The following is a 2,910-nucleotide window of genomic DNA, read 5'->3' as shown; positions in this document are numbered from 1 at the left end:
TTACTCACCCGTCCGCCGCTCAGAAACCCACCCCACTAAAAAGTAGAGCAGGCCCCGCGCCCGACTTGCATGTGTTAGGCACGCTGCCAGCGTTCATCCTGAGCCAGGATCAAACTCTCCAGAAAAATCGCAAAGCACGCTATTTCCCTCTCAAGGTGCTTCAAAGCTAATTTTACCATAAGCTTCCGCCTCAAGCAAGACTCTTATCGAACGAATCGCATAGCTATAACACCCAAAAAGCCAAAGACAAGTGGCAAAATGCCAACAAATGGCGCGTTCAGGTTATTAGTACAGCCCCCTCCACTTCCTTTATTCTCATCACAACAGGCACCTGATGCGGAAGAATCATCATGAGATGGAGCGTAAAGAATAAACTTATAAGCTTCCGCATTTCCTATGGAAACGTAATTATCACCTTCCTTCTTCTTATAAGAGTTATGTAATAGTGCCGTTCATCTCATACTCCTGACTATCGTTAACAGTACCCTCACAAGTCGCATTAACCGATATTTTTGGTATATTAAGCAAGCCTTCTGCTAAAATATTAAGTATGAACGGAAGCGTTGGAAAACAAATCTCTTTTGTTTTAATGCTTTTAGCCCTAATTACCATAGCGGGGACACTTGGCTACCACCTTCTTGAAGGATGGTCATATCTTGACTCATTCTATATGACCGTGATCACTATAACGACCACAGGTTACGGCGAAGTGGGAAAGCTAAGCACTTCAGGGAGATTCCTCTCCATGTTCCTCATGATATTTGGCGTAGGACTATTTTTCTACGCTCTTAACTCCGTTATGCCAATTCTTATAGAGAGAAGAAGGGAGAGATGGAGGGAAATGCTTGAAAAGATTCAAAACCATTGCATAATATGTGGATATGGAAAGATAGGATTAGAAATCTCTAAGGAACTTCCTAAAGGAAACCTTGTAATCGTGGACCTTGATCCTAACAAGATTACACTTGCGCGCGAAAACGGCCTGCTTGCGGTTCACGGAGATGCTACTGAAGAAGAAATCCTGGAAAAAGCCGGCGTGAGAAGAGCAAGAACTCTGATAGCCTGCACTGAAAGAGACTCTTCCAATGCGTTTGCTGTAATGATTGCAAAAGACCTTAATCCAAAAATACACACGATAGCGATATTGCGAACTCCATCTGGAGAGAAAAAATTAAGAAGAGTAGGTGTAGACACTCTGCTTTCACCATATAAAGATGTTGCGAGAAAAGCATCCATCGCCGTTAGAAATCCTTGTATAGTGGACTTCATCGAAATAGTCGGCAAAAAAGGAGCACTAATATTAAGGAAATTTGAACTCTTAAATGAAGAATTTTTTGGGAAAACCCTTGCGGAAACTGATTTGCGAAGAAGAACAGGTTGTATAGTCGTTACCATTGAAAGAGACGGAGAAATGCTCTTCCCAACACCAGGAACCAAACTTGAACCCAAGGATACATTATATGTCCTTGGAACAGAGGAAAACCTTCACCTCGCGGAAAAGCTTATCTCAACCCCCTGAGAAAAAATTAAGGGGGGTGTCTCGCATCGATGCGAGACACCCCCCTTACGGCTGGCTCTATTTTAATGATGAATAGCGTCTGAGGATCACAAGACCAAAAAGAGCCAAGAAGAAGGGCAAGGCACTCAATACCGGCAAATTAGGATTCACCGTACATCCACCGCTTTTAACCTCGGTCGGAGCCGGACAATAGGAAGCTCTTGAGAGGTCAAACTGGTAATTAGGCATCTCGGGAGGCTCTCCACCATTAAGTGCAAGAGAAAACACGCCATCCACAAATTCCCTTCCGCTATTCTCATCTTTCCACCAGCAACCTTCCATTTTAATCTCATAGGTATAGCCACATGCGCTACCCTTTACATCGAAATCGAAACATGCCTGTGAATTGTAACTATCGACCGGAACGTTATCTACATGAAAGTTTATATTTCCACCATTGGGAAGTATCCTTTCCAACGTTCCATCTATGTTAGCATAACAATTACCATTGCTATCCCACCAACTCCGTATCCTAAGTTCCATGTTGTAATACCCGCTTTGATCATCAACTTTCCACCAATATCCTATCCATGATCCCGTTAGAACTCCAGAACCATCTGCAGAAGCAATGCCTATACACAGCACAAGCAAGATCCCCATTACCACCGCCCAGATAACCAGTGCCCTCCTCATTTCACATCACCCTCCAGGTGGAGAATAGAGAAAACGAAGGGCTCACCCTAAGAAAGAGGTCTTTTTATTAAATAATAATATCACGAATTATCCCCTTAGGCAAGATTCTTTTTAGTTTCACAGTTCCCTTTTAATATCGTCGAAGCGTCTTTTAAGTTCTCTATAAGAGGTATCTACCTCACTTGCCTTATTCCATAGATTTCTGAGATGGGTCTCATAAAATATTCGCCAGTTATTATCGAGTCTCTTAAAACCCTCAGAAATAGATTCCATGCTTCTCTTTATCCTTTCTGCCTCCTCAGAAAGCCTTTTAGCCTCTATACCCGCTTTTACTATTTCTATCTTATGAGATAAGGTCAGCGGAGAGACTATATGCACACCCATTTTTATATAATTTCTGACCATGTCAAAGGCTTCTTCTACTAAAAACCAGTATATAGCTTCTGAAGGAACATATACAAAAGCAAAGTTAGCAGTCCCACTCTCTGGACGGATATAATCCCTTCTCACTTTATCAAGATGACCTTTAACATCATTTAAGAACCTCTTTTTATAGATCTCTCTCTCCGTTAGATCAGTTGCCTCACGCATCTTTATATAGTTCTCGAGGGGAAACTTAGAATCTATGCAGATAATTCCATTGGTAGAACGTATATATGCATCAGGAATAACACCACCAGCGATTTTTTCTCTTATACCAAACATATAGGGAGGAAGCT

General features: G+C 42.0%; 3 protein-coding genes and 1 rRNA gene. 1 reads left to right on the top strand and 3 read right to left on the bottom strand.

Going from position 1 to position 2,910, the window contains the following annotated elements:
• Positions 1–125: ribosomal RNA gene (locus J7M13_07490) — 16S ribosomal RNA — on the bottom strand; the annotation flags it as partial.
• A gap of 425 nt (positions 126–550) precedes the next feature.
• On the opposite strand from J7M13_07490, the gene J7M13_07485 reads away from it, so the two are divergent.
• On the top strand, positions 551–1,519 hold the full coding sequence (locus J7M13_07485) for a potassium channel protein (GenBank protein ID MCD6363819.1): 969 nt from the start codon (positions 551–553) through the stop codon (positions 1,517–1,519).
• Positions 1,520–1,576: 57 nt separating this feature from the next.
• On the opposite strand, the gene J7M13_07480 is transcribed toward J7M13_07485, so the two are convergent.
• Positions 1,577–2,191 (bottom strand): hypothetical protein, encoded by a 615-nt coding sequence (locus J7M13_07480; protein MCD6363818.1) that lies wholly within the window; start codon positions 2,189–2,191, stop codon positions 1,577–1,579.
• Positions 2,192–2,308: 117 nt separating this feature from the next.
• The coding region (gene rmuC / locus J7M13_07475; GenBank protein MCD6363817.1) for a DNA recombination protein RmuC at positions 2,309–2,910 on the bottom strand (602 nt) is incomplete at its 5' end.

It is taken from the genome of Synergistota bacterium (genome assembly GCA_021159885.1).
Lineage (GTDB): Bacteria > Synergistota > GBS-1 > GBS-1 > GBS-1 > AUK310.
This window is presented reverse-complemented; position numbering and strand designations above follow the sequence as displayed.

Coding starts and splice junctions, on each gene's coding strand:
- J7M13_07480 (MCD6363818.1), bottom strand. CDS start 2,191: ATGAGGAGGGCACTGGTTATCTGGGCGGTGGTAATGGGGATCTTGCTT.
- J7M13_07485 (MCD6363819.1), top strand. CDS start 551: ATGAACGGAAGCGTTGGAAAACAAATCTCTTTTGTTTTAATGCTTTTA.